An 18,002-nucleotide genomic window follows, 5' to 3' on the forward strand; every position below is an offset into this window, starting at 1 on the left:
AAATAGTCTGATTTGAGAGACAACATCTGTGACAATCAAGTGGCTTTCATAGGAAAATTAAGCTTATGTGCTAAAATAGAGGGACACAATATTTTGGGAGATTAAGCTATGGACAATCAGCAGCGACTGCTAAAGAAAGCAACGAATTTTATTAAAGAGTGCAATGCGGAACTATTAAAGACACCAGAAGAAATCGAAACTCGGCTAGTTGAAGTTAAAGCTGCTATTATGGAGAATGGCTATTATGAGCATACGGCAGAAGAACTAGAGCACGGGGCTAAGATGGCATGGCGCAACAGCAATCGCTGCATTGGACGGCTGTTTTGGAACACTATGCAGGTGGTGGACGCGAGAACTGCGGAGACAGAGGATGAAATCGCAGCTCTGCTGTTTAGACATATTGAACAAGCGACTAACGAAGGCCGAATTCGCCCTACGATTACGATTTGTAAACAAGATTTGCATGCAGATCAGAAGGTTCGTATTCTTAATCAGCAGTTGATCCGATACGCGGGTTATCAGACGGAGAACGGAATCATCGGCGATTCTGATTCTTTACGAATAACTGAGTTGTGTCAATCACTTGGCTGGCAGAGCCAAAAATCAGATTATGATGTATTGCCGCTCTTGATCCAGATTGGGGATCGTACACCTCGTTACTATGAATTACCTGCGGACATCGTGTTGGAAGTGCCTCTTACGCATCCAGAGCTGCCAGCCTTCGCTGACTTAGGCTTACAATGGTATGCCGTTCCGATTGTTTCCAATATGCGTCTTGAAATGGGGGGCATCTCATATTCAGCCGCACCTTTCAATGGCTGGTATATGGGGACAGAGATTGGAGCACGTAATTTGGCAGACACAGGGCGATATAACAAGTTGCCTGCAGTAGCTGAGATTATGGGGCTGGATACTACGAAGGCATCAACCCTATGGAAGGATAGAGCACTTGTCGAATTGAACATAGCGGTGCTTCATTCCTATAAACAGCAAGGAATTGCAATCGTAGACCATCATACGGCTGCTCAGCAGTTTATGAGTTTTGAAGCCAACGAAGCCAAAGCAGGACGTGAGGTTACAGGCAACTGGGCATGGCTCATCCCACCAATGTCACCTGCAGCTACGCCTATTTTCCACAAACCTTATAAGAATGAAGTGAAGACACCGAATTTCTTTTATCATAAATAGGGTGAAATCAAAAAGGAACGACTTTCAGGCTGTTGAAAATGCCTGAAGTCGTTCCTTTGCCGAGTTCCGTTCCACCTATTTGAAGAAAGTTACCCCTTACAAATCGAGCATTCTTCCTTCACCTTGCGTTGGTTGATTCTGATTAGAAGGCATCGGTGCAGGTATATTTAGAAGCGCACAATCTAAAAGAGTAAAAAATTGAAAGAGAAATTGCTCGGGTGAATCTTGATAAGTTTTCCCATTCAAATTAATACGGATAAACTCTTGATACATCGTACCGATTGCTAGGATATAGCCTTGTTTGGAACCCGGGTTTCCGATGATATCCACTTTATTTATGTTGCGTAGACGATACTCGTATCGTGAAAAGTAGTTTTCGTCTTCAAATAGGATACGCACTAATGAGTCTGGCGTAAGGTAGTGGATTTGATTCCCAGCTCGGGTCTGTTCCCAAGTGTCAAAATCCTTGTATAAGGATTGGACGGTTTCATTCTTTAGGATAACGCCTCTTGCTTCAAGTTCAAACAAGGATTCATCATCAATTGGAGTATGAAATTTAATACGCTGCTTTACTATTTGTGATAAGCCAAGTCCGACAATTAATCCGATGAATACACGAAAGGATTGTAGGTAGTAGAAGAAACCGAGCGACATAAGAATGCAGAACCATTGCGTTAGGCTCAACATTTTTACTTTCTGCTGAGGTGTTTTGCGGAAGAACCAGAATCCTTTACCTGGTTGATATCCTTTGAGATGATCAGCTGTCTTTGTCTTTCTGAATTTAAATAGACCGTAAATTCCCGCTGCTACAAATAGTAGGCTTAATACTAACATAAAATAATTTTCGCTATCAATCGCAACATACCCACAAAAACCGAAGAATACGATACTAAACCCAATGATGACTTTTGCTTTTGTTGTAGATTGTCCATTATTTTGCATCAATGCCACCGCTTTCATCGAAACTAGCAATCTATCAAATTATATACGAAATTTTCTGAGTTATATAGTGATTATATACCAGCAGGTAAGCAAGCATAATAAAGGGGCTTCTCCTTATGTAGATGATTCTACAAGGAAAAGCCTCTATAACGTCGATCTATGGATTCCGACTCTTATTAATTACTTTGTGCAGCTTCTTTCTTTTCCTTACGCCATGTAATAAGGGAATCCAGGATGATCAGGATTGCACCGCAGCTAATGGCAACGTCCGCTAGATTAAAGATCGCAAATGTATAGTTGATCGCTTCAAAATGAAATTGAAGAAAATCGACCACTTCCCCGAATACCGCACGATCTAGAAAATTACCAACAGCCCCGCCGAGTATGAGGCTTAAGGCGATGGGCATCATTTTGCTGCTTGATGATTTAAACTTGTTCAGCATATAGGAAATGACGACGAAAGCTACGATCGAAATCGTAATTAAGAGCCAGCGTTTTCCTTCCAGCATAGAGAAGGCAGCGCCTTTATTGCGAATCGATGTTAAAGTAAAGAAGTTACCGATGACACTGATTCCTTGTCCAATTTCCATATACTTGACAATCATCCATTTGGAAGCTTGGTCGATAGCAAATACAAGTAGAGCGATGAGATAATAATACACGAGAATGAGGTCTCCTCCTTATATAGATAAACCATAATGAACACGAATTATAAATGCTAATGTTATTGTAGCATAAAGCGGCACATGATGATAATTGCAAAGGAAATATTAGGGTGAATAGAGAACTAACTACAACATGGATGGTATAGAAAGAGGTGTTCGTAATGCAGTTGAATGAAGTGATGACGCAGCTAGAAGAGCTCGGAACCGAACAGACGAAAAAAACATTTATCCGTCACGGTGCCAAGGAGCCTCTCTTTGGTGTCAAAGTTGGTGATTTGAAGAAGCTCGTGAAGTATGTGAAGAAGGATCAGGAGTTAGCTTTGGCCTTGTATGAGACAGGTAACTATGATGCCATGTATTTGGCTGGTTTATCGGTGAATCCAAAGACAATGAAGAAGGCTACTTTGCAAGCTTGGATTAAACGGGCTAATTGGTACAGTCCAGCTGAATTTACCGTGGCGGGAGTCGCGGCTGAGAGTCCATTTGCGCTTGAGCTTGCAAGAGAGTGGATGCAATCCGACAAGGAAATGACCGCGACCTGTGGTTGGAGTACATACGCGAATTACGTATCCATAACGCCAGATGATCAGCTAGATCTAAAGGAAATTACTGATTTACTTCACCAAATTGAGTCAACTATTCATCAGGAGCGTAATCGTGTGCGATATACGATGAATGCTTTCGTTATTTCGGTAGGTGCCTACGTTGCAGAGTTGAAGGAAGAAGCTAAACGAGTCGCTACCAAAATTGGCAAGGTGCATGTTGATGTGGGACAAACAGCCTGTAAGGTTCCGCTCGCTGCCGAATATATCGCTAAGGTAGAGGAGCGCGGAGCAGGCCGTAAGCGCAAAACGTGCATTTGCTAGCGGTAATGGGTTGACCTAAACATGTTAGGGGAATAGGCCAGCCTTTCTTCTTGCTAGGAGTACCATACCTTATGTAATAATCGAATGCCTTCATCGATTCGATCCTCTGGAATGCCACCGAATCCAATCATAAATTCAAGCGCTTTAGGCTGTGACTTGTCCCACCATGTAAAAGACATGGGAGCAATCATAATTCCAGCATCCCTAGCTTTTGCTACAAGTTCAGCTTCTGTTAAAGCATGATCTATCGTTAAAATGACATGAAACCCCGCATCCGTGCCTGTTATCGCAGCTTTATTCTCAAAATACTTGTGGATGGCCCCAATCATGAGATCATGCTTGCGGCGATAAAGCTGGCGCATTTTGCGAAGGTGAGTTTCAAGAAAGCCTCGCTCGATAAACTGTTGCAGAGTAATTTGATTCCATCTCGCAGCAGTATGTTCCAAATAGAGTTCAGTTCGGAGCTCATGATACTTGGGCATAAGCTGTTCGGGCAATACCATATAATGAATGCAGAAGGCAGGAGCTAGGAGCTGAGAGAAGCCGCTTAAATAGATGACGGGGCTATTATCCACTAAGCCTTGCATTGAAGGAATTGGTTTGCCATGATATCGAAATTCGCCATCGTAGTCATCCTCAATAATGTAGGCTGAATTATTCTTGGCCCATTCAATTAATTGAAGACGCCGTGAAATGGGCATAATCATGCCTCTTGGGAATTGATGTGAAGGTGATGTGTAAACCACATTTGCTTGGCTCTTATACAATTCTTCTAAGCTTAGGCCGTCCGCCTCAAGTGCTACAGGGATCACCTCATACCCGTGCTTGCGAAAGGTAGCAGGCAATAGATGATAGCCAGGATCTTCGATGGCAATGCGGTTGGAACGGCTGGCGTCATGCAAGATCAAGCTTAAGAGAGAAGCTAGTATATATTGATCGGCTCCAATGACGATTTGTTCTGGCGAGCAGTTCACTCCACGATACTGATGCAAGTAGCTGGTAAGCACTTGCCTTAATCCTTCCTCGCCTTGTGGGTTGCCGTAAGGCAGAGCAGCGGAGTTCATGAGATTGCTTGCAAATAATCGCTTCCATGTGCGATATGGAAATTTCGTAAAATCGTTCTTGGATAAATGAAAATCATACTCATATTCCCTCGGATCTCTTGACGTAATCGGCAGGGGTTCATCGGACTGGTGTAAAATTGGCTGGGGGGCTATTGGATTCGTATGTATGGAAGTAACAAAATAGCCTACCTTCGGTTTGCTTTCAATAAACCCTTCCGAAAGCAGCTGCTGATAAGCTAGCTCTACAGGCGTAGCGCTAATATTCAATTGATCGGCTAACTTGCGAATGGATGTAAGACGTGTATGAGACGGGATCATACCCGAAATGATTTCTTTTTTAATAAACTCGAGGATTTGTACATAATAAGGATCTTCGCTATGTTCATCTAATTTAGGAACGATTAACAACGAGCATACCTCCAACTGTCCTTTAGAAAAATAAGAATCTGTCTATTTAATAGTATACAGTTATTCTATACGATAGAAATAGAAAGGGGTATATATATGCAGACACAGGTTAAATGTTTAGAAGGAAGCCGAGTTTATTTGCGTTCGCTTAATGGAGAGGATCTTGAGCTCTATTATCAATTGCTGGCTAATCCAGAGACCAAAAGATTAACGGGTACGCAACCTTTTTTTACAAAGGAGCAACTTGCTCGCTACATAGAGGATAAATGGCAAGATTCGTCAGGCGTTCTGTTGCTGATTGCCTTGCAGGATTCCGATAAAGTGATTGGCGAAGTTGCGTTTACGGATATAGATCGCGTAAATCGAAATGCGAATATTCGGATAGCAATTGATCTAGCGGAGCATCAAGGCAAGGGGTATGGGCAAGAAGCACTGCTTCTCATGCTGGATTATGGATTTGGCGTGCAGAATTTGCATCGAATTGATTTAGAGGTGTTTACTTATAATCCGCGTGCAATTCATGTTTATGAGAAGCTTGGATTTGTGCGGGAAGGCGTGCGTCGTCATACGCTGTTCTATAATCATGAATATCATGATACGATTCTGATGAGCATGTTGGAACATGAGTACAGAGAGAGGTATATTCAGAAATAAGTATAATACAAGAATCTTAGAGTATGTAGGTATTGATTCAGTTAATATACATGAGGAAAAACGGCAATCTGGATTTCAGGTTGCTGTTTTTGTTGTCTATCACGAGCATCGAATAATAAGAGAATCTAAATAGGTAAATACAATGTTGGAGCTATCCTCCTTTTTTTAAAAAATGGTGGAATAAATTTTCTTTTGTGTTATACTGAATCTATCAAAGGGGTTTTCGAAGATACTGGAAAGCTACCTTTGTAAGGGTTCTCAAAAAATATTAGGGGGTTATGGGAACAGCAAGTTACTCATTACAAATCGCACAAATAATCGATGACGAAAGGGTGTTCACGAATGAAAACTAAATTTAAAAAAGCAACCTCCCTGCTTCTCGTTTCTGTAATGGCTATGAGCTTGTTGGCAGGCTGTGGTAGTTCCAAGACAACTTCAGAAGGGGGCAGCGCTACTCCAGCTCCAGCAGCAACTGATAAGCCGAAGGAAGATGTCAAATTGGAGTTCTGGACAATCTCGCTTCAACCGACATTTAATGACTATTTCAATAAGTTGATTGCGGCTTATGAGACAGAACATCCAAATGTGAAAATTGATTGGAAGGATTTCCCGTACGATGCTATTCAAAATAAGTTGTTAACTAGTATCGCGAGTGACCAAGCGCCAGCTGTAGTTAACTTGAATACTGAGCTTGCAAACCAGATGGGATCCAAAAATGCACTAGTTGATTTTAATGCAGAATTAACAGCAGAACAGAAGGGTTTATATTTTGATGGAATCTACAACTCTACTGTAGTTAATGGCAAAGGCTTTGCATTGCCTTGGTACACAGGTCTTCCTGTACTTTTCCTAAATAAAGATGTAGTAGAAAAGGCTGGATTAGATATTAATAATCCTCCTAAGACGAATGATGAGCTGCATGCATGGGCAAAGCAGATGAAAGAAAAAGCAAATGTGGCAGGTTACACAATCCGTACTGACGCTACGATATTTGTGGCAGAAGGCGTTCCACTCTTGTCAGAGGATAATTCAAAGGCTGCATTCAATACGCCAGAAGCAGAACAAATCGTAGCAAGCTATGTAGATCTTATCAATTCCGGGGCGATTCCGAAGGAAGATGCGAACTACGATAAGCAAGTTCAGTATTATGTGAGTGAGCAAGTTGGTATGACCATTTCGAACTCTTCATTTATTAACCGTCTAAAAACAACATCAGAGGATATTTATAAGAAAACCGTTGCCGTACCAGCGCCTGTTGGTAAAGGGGATGTGCGTTTCTCCTCAACGATGAACATTGCTGTACCATCGGCAACAAAGCACAAAGATGAAGCAGTTGAATTTGCTTTATTCGTAACGAATGCAGCGAACCAACTTGATTTCTCAAAAGCAGCTAACACACTTCCTTCTACTAAAGATTCAGTAAAAGATGCTTTCTTCACAAATGATGACGGTACATTAGAAGCTAAGGCTAAAATTGCTTCTGCAAAAAGTTTGGAAAAAGCAAGTGATTTCCTACTAGGTGTTAAGAATGCTGGTGATATCCGTAGTGCAATTGGCAAAAAATTACAAAACGTTTATTTAAATGGATCAGATATCAAAAAAGAGTTAACAACTGCTGAGAAAGAAGTAAACGATATTCTGCAAAAGAATAAATAATAGAATGATGAGGATTAGGCAGGATTTGGGTTCCTGCCTTGTCCTTTCTAAAGGTGGTGTGTAATCATTGGACAATAAGATGATAAAGAAACAATCCATACATGCGAAATTCAATAGGCTTAAGAAATCAGAGGGATTTGTCGGCTGGGCATTTATGACGCCAGGTCTTATCTTTTTAGCGCTTTTTGTCTTTTGGCCGATTATTTATAGTATACCGCTCGCATTTACGGATTACTCCGTTATTGATAAAACGCATTTTATCGGTTTCGATAATTTTGTTCGTGCTTGGAACGATGATAATTTCATGATTTCTCTATGGCATTCATTTGTTTATATTGCAATCGTTCCATTTATTCAGATCATATCCATATTAATGGCGATTCTAGTAAACAGCAGTGTGAAAGGGATTAAGTTCTTTCGTACAGCGTACTATATTCCCGTTGTCACCTCCATGGTTGCCGTATCGATTGTTTGGAGTTTTCTTTTGAGCAATAACGGGGTAGTGAACTATATCTTAATAAGTTTAGGTCTTATTGATGATAAAATTGGATGGTTAACCAATGATAAGACTGCACTAATTTCCGTCATGTTCGTCACCTTATGGAAGGGTGTCGGCTACTATATGATGATCTATTTGGCTGGATTACAGTCTGTTCCAAAAGATTTACAGGAAGCGGCCATGATTGATGGAGCAACGAAATTCCAAGTCATGCGCAAGGTAACGATCCCACTCTTAAAACCTTATGTTTTCTTCTGTTCATTAATTTCACTTATGGCCGCAATTCGTGTCTTTGATGAAGTGTTTGTGTTAACATCTGGAGGCCCTGGCACAGCTACATTAACTTCCAGTTTATATATTTATGAGCAAGGATTTAAGAAGTTTGATTTTGGGTATTCTTCAGCGCTCGGTTTGATCGTGAGTATACTTATTGCGATTTTAAGCGTAGTCATCTTCCGTTTCAATAAGAAGGGTGGTGTCAATCCATATTAAAATGGATGAATCGTATGAAAAAAACAACGATTAAGCTATTAAAGTCGATAGTTATTTACTTCTTTTTAATATTATTTGCCATTTTAATGATGGGGCCGTTCCTTTGGTTATTGAGCGTATCACTTATGCCAGGTAAAAATGTATTTACGTTTCCGCCAGCCATTTTTCCGACATTTATAGATTTTGGTAACTATGCTCAGGTGTGGAACTACATGGATTTTCCTAAGTATATTATGAACACCATTTGGATTGCGGGAGCAGGCGTAGTACTGAATGTCGTATTCTCTTGTTTGACCGCTTACCCATTAGCTGTATTTCGATTCAAGGGAAGAGATCTCGTATTTATGCTGCTAGTTGCGACTATGGTTATCCCTGCAGCAGCGGGTATGGTTGTTAACTATCTGACGGTCAAAGCACTTGGTGTGATGGGGAGCTATTTAGCCGTTATACTACCTTCAGCAGTTACTGTATTTAATGTCTTCCTTATGAGGCAGTCTTTCATGACGGTTCCTATGGAATTAAGAGATTCGGGTAAAATTGACGGTGCAGGCGAAGTTCGTATTTGGGGTCAGCTTATGCTTCCAGTTGTTAAGCCAGCAGTTGCGGTGATCAGCTTGCTGGAATTCCAGGCAATGTGGAATAGCTTCCTGTGGCCTATGATTGTTCTTAACGATACGGGTAAGTATCCTATTGCTTCGGCACTAAGCTTCTTGAATGGACAATTTGCATACAATTTTGGATGGATCTCAGCAGGCACGATTATTTCCGTTATTCCAATCATCGTTGTTTTCCTGTTCACACAAAAGTATTACATGGAAGGCATTTCAGGCGCAGTAAAAGGTTAATAGCAACCAGAAGCACAGGAGGGGTATTGAATGAAAGACGTCCATTATTACTTCCGAGATATGTATCATCTGGGTGAGTACGTACAATGGGAAGGATCGAAACTGGTATGCGAGCTTAGTTCACGCTATGCGATGAATCAAGAATTTGAGGGAATCATCGATTCGCCATCTATCGAGATTAAGAGCATGTATCGGGAGTTTGTTGAGCAGGATTACAATTTGGGCAATGTGAAGATGGAATTCGAATATAGCTCAGATTTAAAGAACGATGGATATATCCTAAAGATTGATCAGGATAAAATCGTGATTACAGCAAGAAATAAACGGGGCATTCAATATGCTGTAGATGCTTTGGGATTGCTAATTGAACCAGTTGCAGGCGGAATTCGTCTTCCGAAAGCTACAATTCATGATGAACCTTCTTTTGCAATTCGTGGGATTATTGAAGGATTCTATGGTGTTCCTTGGAGTTTTGAAGATCGAATGGATTCCATTCATTTTATGAGCAGACATCGGATGAACACTTATATGTATGCACCGAAGGATGATAAATATCATCGCGAGCTATGGCGCGAACCTTATCCTGCTGAAGAATTTGATCGAATTAAACAGCTTAAAAAACATTGTGATCAACACAACGTGGATTTCTATTATTGTATTAGTCCAGGCAATGATATGAAATTTACGTCTACAGCGGATTTTGAGTTAATTCAGCAAAAGTTAAAGGCCATGATGGAGATTGGTGTACGGAATTTTGCTATTCTCATGGATGATATTGATTATGTGTTAAAAGAAGAAAACAAGAATTTTCTAGAGCGACCAGGTGCTGCGCATTCGTATTTGGTCAATGAGATTAATCGTTATCTCAAGCAAGAATTGCATCAATACAATCTAGTCATGTGTCCTTCAGAATATTGGTCTTACTGGGATACGGAGTATAAAAAAGATATTCGTGAAATGATGGATCCAGAAGTACTTGTATTTTGGACAGGATATTTCGTTTTTGCTCCAACGATTGACCAGAAGCATGCGAAAGATAATCGAGCGTATTACGGACATGATTTTATTCTTTGGGATAATGTGCCTGTAAATGATGCCGATAAAGATCGAATTTTCATGAGTCCGGTACGTAATCGTTATTCCCAGTTAAATCAACACGGTCATATTGGCTTTGTCAGCAATCCGATGAATCAATGGGAGTTATCCAAGATAAGTGTTGTGACATTATCGCATTATATGTGGAATAGTGAACGATACCTTTCGGAATACTCTTGGCAATTGGCAATTGAGGAATTTGCACCTAACCATGTTGAATCGATGACGTTCTTCTGTCAGAACAACGAGAATCGGCGATTGTGGTTTGGACAAGATGAACGTTTAGAGCAAGCGATTAAGGATCGCGATAAAGAGGTTATCGATTCGCATTACAAACAGTGGGGCTTAGTGCTAAGTGATTTAGCCACAATGAAAAATGAGAAATTCCATGCAGAAGCACAGCCATGGTTAAAACGAGTGGCAATGGATAGTCAGTTATGGAATGCAATCTCTGAATGTGAATTGGAATCGACACCAGAAAAGCAGCGAGTCGTACAAGAATGGGTAGATAAATGTACAGCTTGTTCTGTGCGGATTGGCAGTGATGTGGCAATGAGAGTTGCTTCTAGCTGGGGCTATGCTAAGCAGCAGGAGATCAGTACAAAGCTCATATAATCATGACTCTATAAAGGCAGCTATCAAGCAAGTAACTACTATGGGATCGGAGAGAAAACGTAGTGAAACCATTCAAAAAAATACTGTTTATTCCACTAGATGAGCGTCCATGCAACTACTATTTTCCGGCTGCATTAGCAGAAGGAACGGACGTCGAAGTCATTTCCCCCCCACTCGAAATGATGGGACTCAAAAAGAAGCCAGGGAATACCGAGCAATTATGGGCCTGGGTGAAAGAGCATGCAAGAGAAGCTGATGGGGCTATATTGTCTTTAGATACACTGCTATATGGGGGAATCATTCCTTCTCGGTTGCATCAATTAAGCATTGAAGACTGTGAGACACAGCTTCAACAATTAGTTCAATTAAAAGAAGCAAACCCTGCACTTCAGATTTATGCCTTCAGTTTAATTATGAGATGTCCGCGCTACTCTAGCAGCGATGAGGAGCCTGATTACTATGGTGATTATGGAACCGAAATTTTCCAGCAGGGTTACATTGGACATCGAATGGAACTTGGGATCGCTACAGAGGAAGAGCGTTTGAAGAAGGAACAAATCGACGCGATTATCCCACAAGAATATCTTGAAGACTATTTATCAAGACGTGCTGTCAATATTGAAGTTAATAAAAAGATCATTAAGTATGTGAAAGATAAAACAATTGATTTTATGATTGTGCCGCAGGATGATTCTGCTCCTTTCGGATTAACCGCTATCGACCAACAGAAAGTACGTGAATATGTACATGAATTAGGTGTTGAACTAAACGTTTACATGTATCCAGGTGCTGATGAAGTTGGTTGCACGCTCATGGCAAGAATGATTAATGCATTTAAAGGGCGCAAACCCTTAATATATCCGCATTTTTCGAGTATACAGGGTCCATTTATTACACCTTTATACGAAGATCGAATGCTTTATGAAAGTTTAAAGTATCAAATCATTGCCGCAGGAGGATTGCTTAGTTCTTCGATGCAAGAGGCGGATGTCGTTCTACTTGTGAATACGCCTGGTGATACCATGATGGAGGCGAATTCGCAGCAGCAAGCTAATGTAGGATATAATGTATTCCGCAATCTTGTTGAGTTTGCTGAAATGGCGGATTATGTCATTCGTCATTTAAAGAAACCTTGCGTTGTAGCTGATATTGCCTTCGCGAATGGTGCGGATTTAAATTTGGTTCGTATACTTCGTGAGAAGCAGTTATTGTTCCAATTGGCTGGATATGCAGGATGGAACACCAGTTCAAATACGCTTGGGACATGTATTGCACAAGGGATGATCTACGATATTTATGGAGAAACAGAGCAGCATCTGAACTTCTTATCTCTTCGTTATACGGAGGATGCGGGTTATTGCTCTCGGGTTCGCAAATATATTGCTGAACATAAGCTGCCTGAAATTCAATTGAGTTATTTCCTTGTGGACGGACAACGTGGACAAGTGTCACAAATGGTATGCGAACAATTAACGCAATTTATTGAGCAACATATCAACGATGATCAATATCGTGTCGTTATCGATGATTGCTATATGCCATGGAGCAGAATGTTTGAAGTAGGATTGCGTACGCATCTTGTCAAATCAAAGACTCTATAGCCAAATTGGGTTTATATGGTATATTTAACTAGTGGTATAGAAGGAATATATTGTGTGTAATAGAAGATTATCGGTGGCATCGGGGGTGGGCTAAATGAATGATTCAGTAATAAATAAAATAAACAAGGGATTAATTGTTTCTTGTCAAGCATTAGAGCATGAACCACTATTTGGTGCTGATATAATGGCGAAGATGGCCACAGCTGCAGAGATGGGTGGGGCCGTCTGTATTCGGGCAAACTCGGTAATAGATATTGCAGCGATTAAGAAAGTGACAAGTTTGCCGATTATCGGTTTAATTAAACGAGATTATGAAGATAGTGAGATTTTCATAACACCTACGCTGCGCGAAGTGAAAGAACTAATGGATGTCGGAGTCGATATAATCGCATTAGACTGTACGCGAAGAAAGCGGCCAAATAATGAAACATTAGAAGAAATTGTAGAATATATGAAACAGCATGGACAAAAAATAATGGCGGATATTTCGACATTGGAAGAAGCAATTTATGCAGAGTCTATCGGCATAGATTGTGTGTCGACAACGCTATCTGGCTATACGCCATATTCACCTCAACAGTCGGGACCAGATTTTCAATTATTGAAGGATACTGTGGCTAAATTGAATATACCTGTAATTGCTGAGGGCAAAATTTTTATGCCATCGGAAGCCATACAAATGCTTAATTTAGGAGCATATGCAGTGGTTGTCGGTTCAGCTATTACAAGACCGCAGCTCATAACTGAGAGGTATGTTAACGATATTAGAAAGGCGTTGGGTTAGATGGATTTAAGAGCTCAGATTAATAGTTTATATCCTTCATTAACGAAATCCGAGCAGAAGGTTGCACGACAGGTGCTAGATCATACGGATGAAGTTATCTATTATTCAGTTACAGAGCTTGCTGAATATTCTCAGGTTGGAGAAACGACGGTCATCCGCTTTTGCCGTAAGATTGGTTTTAAAGGATATCAAGAATTTAAACTGGCTCTTGCACAAAATCAAACCTATAAGAAGCTCGAAACGAATATACAAGAAGGAAATCCAGCGGATTTTACCCAAGATATTTTTAATGGCGTCATTCAAGTATTACAAGTCAGTTTGAGTCTATTAAACAAGCAGAAACTGCAAGAAGCTATAGATTTAATTGATAATGCACGTCATGTTCAATTCTTTGGTGTAGGCTCCTCTGGGATTACGGCACTTGACGCCAAAAATCGTTTTTTGAGAATAGGTCGTCGCTCGGAGGCGACTGCGGATAGTCACATACAGGCGATGTCTGCGGTATTGCTCGAGGAAGGGGATGTCGCAATCGGGTTCTCCGTTTCAGGCAGTACACTGGATACCAATGATATTCTAGCAAAAGCGAAGAAGAATGGTGCAAAGGTAATTGCCATAACTAACTATGCGAAATCACCGATTACAAGTATTGCTGATATCGTATTATTGACTGCAGGGAAGGAATCGCCGCTTGAAGGTGGTTCGATTACTGCGAAAATATCCCAATTGTTTGTGCTCGATTTAATATGTGAAGGATTATCGCTCAAAGATTCTAATCAATCGAAGATAATGAAAGAGCGGACTGCTCGTGCGGTTATAGACCGTAGCTATTAATTAGAAACAGTTGGAAGGGTGTGTGAATTTCTTGAAAGTGATAGGAATTGACATCGGCGGCACCTCCATTAAAGCGATCGTCGCGAATCAGGATGGTATAGTACTTGATCAAACTCGCGTAGCAACGGATGCTTCACAGGGCAAAACGCATATTGTGAACAAGGTCGATGAAGCTATACATTTCTTGCTGGCGGACCACCCAGATGTGCAAGCGATTGGTATTGGTACGGCAGGGAGAGTAAATGCGGATACAGGGCAGATCGTTTATGCAACCGATAATTTACCAGGATGGATGGGTTTTCATATTAAAGAATGGTTCGAAAAAGCTTTTCAGCTACCTGTTGCTGTTGATAACGATGCGAACACCGCATTGCTAGGAGAGCAATGGCAGGGTGCAGGGCAGGGAGTAAGCAATATCGTTATGCTTACTCTTGGAACTGGTGTAGGCGGAGCAAACATGATTAAGGACGAGCTTGTACGAGGTGCGCATTGGAATGGTGGGGAATGGGGACATGTTGTGCTTATTCCAGATGGTCACCCATGCAATTGTGGACTTCAGGGATGTATCGAGCAGTATTTATCTGGGAGTGCGTTAGTACGTCTGGCATCAGAAGAATCAGGACAAACCTATTCCACAGGACAAGAGGTTCTAAAAGATTATAAACTAAGAGTTCCAGCGATCATGAAGGTAATGGCTAAATTTATTCATCATTTGTCGTTAGTGCTTCATAACCTGCATATTGGTATAAATCCGCAAACCATTGTAATTGGCGGTGGCTTAATCGATGCGAAGCAGCTTTGGTGGGATGAACTGCTAATAAAGTTACATCAAATGAGCCCGCAAATTGATGTGCGTCCTGCTTTGCTTGGCAATCATGCAGGAGCCATTGGCTCAGCTAAGTTAGCACTCCAAATGATGGAGCGCAGGTCATAGACCAAAGCTAGGACAACCAATCGAACTTCATTATAAAGGGGACTACATGATGAGTAGTAAACAAACAGCTGATGTTATCGTTCTCGGTGGCGGACTAGGCGGATGTATGGCTGCTTTAGCAGTAGCGAAGACGGGATACAATGTGGTGATGACCGAAGAAACGGATTGGCTTGGCGGTCAATTGACAACGCAAGCTGTTCCTCCTGACGAGCATCGTTGGATTGAAAGCTTTGGCTGCACAGCTACGTATCGTGAATTTCGAGATCGCGTTCGCGCCTATTATCAAACGAATTATCCAATGAAGGAACAGGCAGCAAAGGATCCGATCCTCAATCCAGGAAATGGATGGGTAAGTCGTCTATGCCATGAGCCTAAGGTCGCTTTACGCGTAATTGAAGATATGCTTGCCCCTTATCTGAATAGCGGGCGCATTACGGTTATGTATAACGTACGTGCTATCGGTGCAGAAACAGAGGGAGATTACGTTAAGTCTGTTACGGTCCAAGACTGTGCGTCCAGCGAGACCCATACGTTGACTGGTACTTATTATATTGATGCAACCGAATGTGGTGACATATTACCACTTGCAGGTGTGGAGCATGTCATGGGAGCGGAATCTAAAGATGAGACGGGAGAACCGCATGCTTTAGATGTGGCAGACCCTTATGATATGCAAGGCTTTACGCATGTTTTTGCACTAGATTATGTTCCTGATGGGGATTTTACGATTCCAAAACCTGAGCAGTACGACTTCTGGCGTCAGCATGTACCGAATAATACAAAGCTTCCTTTATTCAGTTGGTTTTCCAACGACGCGGATAATATGGATAAACTCAAGGAATTTTGCCTATTTCCAGACGAACGCGGGTTGATGTCGTTATGGACTTATCGTCGCATTATTGATCCTGCTTTATTTGAAGACGGATTGTATGCAAGCGATATTTCACTTATCAATTGGGCTCAGAACGATTATAATCGTGGGATTATTTACGGTGTATCTGAAGAAGAGCGTCAAAAACACCTAGAGGGAGCTCGTCAGCTCAGCTTATCTCTTGTATATTGGCTACAGACCGAGACTCCTCGTCCTGACGGGGGCAAAGGTTATCCAGGTTTGCGATTACGTAAAGATGTAATGGGCACGGAGGATGGCTTAGCAAAGTCTCCGTATATTCGTGAGTCCAGACGGATTAAAGCGGTATATACCATTGCAGAAAAAGACGTAAGTAAAGAGATTCGAGCGGAGGCGGGCATCTGCCGTTATGAAGATAGTGTTGGGGTAGGCAGCTATCACCTAGATTTGCATGCAACAACTGTATCTGAACGAAGCTTCTATATTCCAAATTATCCATATGAAATTCCTTTGGGCTCACTTCTGCCAATTCGAGTGAAGAATCTTATTCCAGGGTGTAAAAATATCGGTACAACGCAAATCACGAATGGCTGCTATCGCTTGCATCCAACAGAGTGGAATATCGGTGAATCTGCAGGTTATTTGGCTGCTTATGCTATTAAAAACGGGATTACACCGCATGATGTTCGCGCACAGGAAGGACATTTAAAGTCATTCCAGAAGCTGATCGAGCAGCAAGGTGTTGAGATTCATTGGCCAGATGACATGGAAATGTAAATCCAATGACAATGCTTGGTGCTAGATTCCAATATTAATGATTCCCATAAACACGCATCTCCTGTTACGGAGGTGCGTGTTTTACTTTACTTTGACCTATTTTATAACCATCAATATCATGATACGATTCTGATGGGCATAATAAATTTAGATACGAGTAGGATAGGGGAGTTAAAGTGACTTTTCAAAGTTTTATGCAACTAGTAGAAATTAGAACCAAAGTGGCAAGTGTGATCCCTTTTGCTATGGGGACGATTTATGCAATTTATCGATTTCAAGTCTTTCAGCCTTGGCACTTCTTATTGATGCTTATTTCGCTGCTCAGCTTTGATATGGCGACGACGGCGATCAATAATTATATGGATTATCGCAAAGCAGTAAAAACACAGGGATATGGGTATGAAGTACATAATGCAATCGTTCAATTTAATCTTAAGGAGCGTACCGTCTTAACATGGATTGGTACGCTGATTGGCATTGCTGTTGTAGCAGGCTTCATTCTATTCCTTCAGACAAGCCTGATCACTCTATTGTTAGGTGGATTGTCGTTTATGATCGGGATCTTGTATTCCTTTGGGCCGATTCCGATTTCCAGAATGCCGCTTGGTGAATTGTTCTCGGGGCTGTTTATGGGCTTCGTCATTATGTTTATCGCGGTGTATGTTGAGGTGCCGAATGAACAGCTAGTCGCTCTATTGTGGGATGGCGGCTATAGGATCATGCTCGATATGAACATACTGGAGATATTGCTTGTGCTGTTTATTTCGATTCCTGCGATCTTGGGGATTGCGAATATTATGCTGGCCAACAACACCTGCGATATAGAAGATGATATCGAGAACAAGCGATACACTCTCCCTGTCTATATTGGCAAGAATGCTTCGTTGAAGCTGTTTCGGTACATTTACTACTTGTCGTATATCGATGTTATATTTCTCTTACTGATTGGCATTCATCCGCTGCTTATGCTCCTGATTGCCCTAACGCTGTTTCCTGTACAACGGAATCTGAATAGATTCATAAGCAATCCAAGTAAGCAGCATACTTTCCATTATGCGGTCAAAAATTTCATTCTCATGAACTGTTCACGGATACTTGTCATCGGCTTAGCGGCAGCATTCAATCTGTTTGCTTAAAATTTCACATAAATGATCAAGACACTAGGGCAACTGAAATTCGTCAGGTTTCGGTAAGCATGCTGTCACTCTAAGATGATATAGGCCATAAACTATATCA

16 protein-coding genes are annotated in these 18,002 nt (G+C 41.3%); 13 read left to right on the top strand and 3 right to left on the bottom strand.

The window, feature by feature from the left end:
* Positions 1-108 precede the first annotated feature (108 nt).
* Positions 109-1,188 carry a nitric oxide synthase oxygenase gene (locus tag E0485_RS06480; protein WP_132417176.1) on the top strand — a complete coding sequence of 360 codons (1,080 nt, stop codon included), beginning with the start codon at positions 109-111 and terminating at the stop codon, positions 1,186-1,188.
* Positions 1,189-1,284: 96 nt separating this feature from the next.
* Here E0485_RS06480 and E0485_RS06485 read toward each other — a convergent pair whose 3' ends face one another.
* Complete coding sequence (locus tag E0485_RS06485; protein WP_132417177.1) at positions 1,285-2,130, bottom strand: hypothetical protein; 846 nt, start codon at positions 2,128-2,130, stop codon at positions 1,285-1,287.
* A gap of 176 nt (positions 2,131-2,306) precedes the next feature.
* A complete protein-coding gene (lspA, locus tag E0485_RS06490) occupies positions 2,307-2,792 on the bottom strand; it encodes a signal peptidase II (RefSeq protein WP_132417178.1) in 486 nt (161 codons plus the stop codon).
* Positions 2,793-2,956: 164 nt separating this feature from the next.
* Here lspA and E0485_RS06495 point away from each other — a divergent pair, with 164 nt between their 5' ends.
* Entirely contained in the window at positions 2,957-3,661 is a 705-nt protein-coding gene (locus E0485_RS06495) for a DNA alkylation repair protein (protein ID WP_132417179.1), read from the top strand.
* A gap of 53 nt (positions 3,662-3,714) precedes the next feature.
* On the opposite strand, the gene pdxR is transcribed toward E0485_RS06495, so the two are convergent.
* Positions 3,715-5,133: a MocR-like pyridoxine biosynthesis transcription factor PdxR gene (gene pdxR, locus E0485_RS06500; protein ID WP_132417180.1), complete on the bottom strand. Its 1,419-nt coding sequence runs from the start codon at positions 5,131-5,133 to the stop codon at positions 3,715-3,717.
* Positions 5,134-5,229: 96 nt separating this feature from the next.
* Here pdxR and E0485_RS06505 point away from each other — a divergent pair, with 96 nt between their 5' ends.
* From E0485_RS06505 to E0485_RS06555, 11 genes are all read left to right on the top strand, one after another.
* Entirely contained in the window at positions 5,230-5,787 is a 558-nt protein-coding gene (locus tag E0485_RS06505; RefSeq protein WP_132417181.1) for a GNAT family N-acetyltransferase, read from the top strand.
* Positions 5,788-6,129: 342 nt separating this feature from the next.
* Positions 6,130-7,443 (top strand): ABC transporter substrate-binding protein, encoded by a 1,314-nt coding sequence (locus E0485_RS06510; protein ID WP_132417182.1) that lies wholly within the window; start codon positions 6,130-6,132, stop codon positions 7,441-7,443.
* Between the two features lie 67 nt (positions 7,444-7,510).
* Positions 7,511-8,434, top strand: a complete 924-nt coding sequence (locus E0485_RS06515) for a carbohydrate ABC transporter permease (RefSeq protein WP_235857448.1) — start codon at positions 7,511-7,513, stop codon at positions 8,432-8,434.
* A 14-nt stretch (positions 8,435-8,448) separates the two neighbouring features.
* Complete coding sequence (locus tag E0485_RS06520; RefSeq protein WP_407944833.1) at positions 8,449-9,279, top strand: carbohydrate ABC transporter permease; 831 nt, start codon at positions 8,449-8,451, stop codon at positions 9,277-9,279.
* A 30-nt stretch (positions 9,280-9,309) separates the two neighbouring features.
* Positions 9,310-10,989, top strand: coding sequence for a protein O-GlcNAcase (locus E0485_RS06525; RefSeq protein ID WP_132417184.1), 1,680 nt, complete (start codon positions 9,310-9,312; stop codon positions 10,987-10,989).
* A gap of 62 nt (positions 10,990-11,051) precedes the next feature.
* Positions 11,052-12,590 carry a DUF4127 family protein gene (locus E0485_RS06530; RefSeq protein ID WP_132417185.1) on the top strand — a complete coding sequence of 513 codons (1,539 nt, stop codon included), beginning with the start codon at positions 11,052-11,054 and terminating at the stop codon, positions 12,588-12,590.
* A gap of 94 nt (positions 12,591-12,684) precedes the next feature.
* On the top strand, positions 12,685-13,374 hold the full coding sequence (locus E0485_RS06535) for an N-acetylmannosamine-6-phosphate 2-epimerase (protein WP_132417186.1): 690 nt from the start codon (positions 12,685-12,687) through the stop codon (positions 13,372-13,374).
* Positions 13,375-14,205, top strand: a complete 831-nt coding sequence (locus E0485_RS06540) for a MurR/RpiR family transcriptional regulator (RefSeq protein ID WP_132417187.1) — start codon at positions 13,375-13,377, stop codon at positions 14,203-14,205.
* 37 nt (positions 14,206-14,242) lie between these two features.
* Positions 14,243-15,139 (top strand): ROK family protein, encoded by an 897-nt coding sequence (locus E0485_RS06545; RefSeq protein WP_235857466.1) that lies wholly within the window; start codon positions 14,243-14,245, stop codon positions 15,137-15,139.
* A gap of 46 nt (positions 15,140-15,185) precedes the next feature.
* Positions 15,186-16,766 (top strand): FAD-dependent oxidoreductase, encoded by a 1,581-nt coding sequence (locus tag E0485_RS06550; protein WP_407944834.1) that lies wholly within the window; start codon positions 15,186-15,188, stop codon positions 16,764-16,766.
* Positions 16,767-16,942: 176 nt separating this feature from the next.
* Entirely contained in the window at positions 16,943-17,902 is a 960-nt protein-coding gene (locus E0485_RS06555) for a 1,4-dihydroxy-2-naphthoate polyprenyltransferase (protein WP_132417189.1), read from the top strand.
* Positions 17,903-18,002 lie beyond the last annotated feature (100 nt).

The sequence above is a fragment of the Paenibacillus albiflavus genome, from assembly GCF_004344915.1.
Lineage (GTDB): Bacteria > Bacillota > Bacilli > Paenibacillales > NBRC-103111 > Paenibacillus_AM > Paenibacillus_AM albiflavus.

Bases quoted from the DNA above. Each gene is read 5' to 3' on its own strand.
- E0485_RS06485 (WP_132417177.1), bottom strand. From the start codon at position 2,130: ATGCAAAATAATGGACAATCTACAACAAAAGCAAAAGTCATCATTGGG.
- E0485_RS06540 (WP_132417187.1), top strand. From the start codon at position 13,375: ATGGATTTAAGAGCTCAGATTAATAGTTTATATCCTTCATTAACGAAA.
- E0485_RS06520 (WP_407944833.1), top strand. From the start codon at position 8,449: ATGAAAAAAACAACGATTAAGCTATTAAAGTCGATAGTTATTTACTTC.
- E0485_RS06525 (WP_132417184.1), top strand. From the start codon at position 9,310: ATGAAAGACGTCCATTATTACTTCCGAGATATGTATCATCTGGGTGAG.
- E0485_RS06480 (WP_132417176.1), top strand. From the start codon at position 109: ATGGACAATCAGCAGCGACTGCTAAAGAAAGCAACGAATTTTATTAAA.
- E0485_RS06510 (WP_132417182.1), top strand. From the start codon at position 6,130: ATGAAAACTAAATTTAAAAAAGCAACCTCCCTGCTTCTCGTTTCTGTA.
- E0485_RS06495 (WP_132417179.1), top strand. From the start codon at position 2,957: ATGCAGTTGAATGAAGTGATGACGCAGCTAGAAGAGCTCGGAACCGAA.
- E0485_RS06505 (WP_132417181.1), top strand. From the start codon at position 5,230: ATGCAGACACAGGTTAAATGTTTAGAAGGAAGCCGAGTTTATTTGCGT.
- E0485_RS06535 (WP_132417186.1), top strand. From the start codon at position 12,685: ATGAATGATTCAGTAATAAATAAAATAAACAAGGGATTAATTGTTTCT.
- E0485_RS06550 (WP_407944834.1), top strand. From the start codon at position 15,186: ATGATGAGTAGTAAACAAACAGCTGATGTTATCGTTCTCGGTGGCGGA.